Consider the following 316-nt stretch of genomic DNA (forward strand, 5'->3'; position numbering starts at 1 on the left):
GGAAGTCACCCGCCTGGCCGGCGAGCTGAACGGCATCCTCGGCTGGATCGAGCAGCTCAATGAGGTGGACGTGGAGGGCGTGGAGCCGCTCACCGGCGGCGCGCAGATCGCGCTGCGCCTGCGCCAGGACGCGGTGACCGACGGCGCCTATCCGGAAAAGGTGCTGGCGAACGCGCCGGACCGGGCGGGCAGCTTCTTCTCCGTGCCAAAGGTGGTGGAATGAGCCTGACCGATCTCTCGATCGCCACGGCGCGGGCGGGGCTGCGGACGCGCGAATTTTCGGCGCGCGAGCTGGCGGAGGCGCATGTGCGCGCGG

General features: G+C 71.2%; 1 protein-coding gene. It reads left to right on the forward strand.

What is annotated here, in order from left to right; genetic code table 11:
* The coding region (gatC, locus tag R5H29_RS14435) for an Asp-tRNA(Asn)/Glu-tRNA(Gln) amidotransferase subunit GatC (RefSeq protein ID WP_332329345.1) at nucleotides 1–223 on the forward strand (223 nt) is incomplete at its 5' end.
* Between the last annotated feature and the right edge of the window lie 93 nt (nucleotides 224–316).

This window comes from Stenotrophomonas sp. A3_2 (genome assembly GCF_036624925.1).
Classification (GTDB): Bacteria; Pseudomonadota; Gammaproteobacteria; order Xanthomonadales; family Xanthomonadaceae; genus Stenotrophomonas; species Stenotrophomonas hibiscicola.